At 67.1% G+C, this 422-nt stretch carries 1 protein-coding gene; it reads right to left on the bottom strand.

What is annotated here, in order from left to right; genetic code table 11:
- On the bottom strand, nucleotides 1-422 hold a 422-nt coding region (locus NZ773_16225), incomplete at both ends, for a hypothetical protein (GenBank protein ID MCS6803474.1).

Below are 422 nucleotides of genomic sequence, written 5' to 3' on the forward strand. Positions count from 1 at the left end.
GCCGCTTGAAGTCCCATTGCCCAAAGGCGGCATATGCGCCGGCCACAATCGCCATCATCGCCAGAAAGGCCAGCACGCCCGCCGAAGCGTAGGCCTCCGCCGGGTAGAGCGGCAGCACCAGACGGATGAAGCCGTACGCGCCCAGCTTTAGCAGCACGCCGGCCAGAATCATCGAGCCGGCGGTGGGCGCCTCGGTGTGTGCATCCGGCAGCCAGGTGTGGAACGGCCAGACCGGAACCTTGATCGCAAACGCAATCACGAAGGCCCAGAAGGCGATGGCGCGGATCAGGCCGGTATCCACGCCGAAGAGGACGCCGCTCAGCGCCGGCCAGCGGGCGAAGGCGTTCTGCATATCGAACGAGCCGAGCGTCAGGCCGATGAGCTGCGTGGCAAGCAGCAGGCCGAGCGAGCCGGCCATGGTG

It is taken from the genome of Dehalococcoidia bacterium, from assembly GCA_025054935.1.
Lineage (GTDB): Bacteria > Chloroflexota > Dehalococcoidia > SpSt-223 > SpSt-223 > JANWZD01.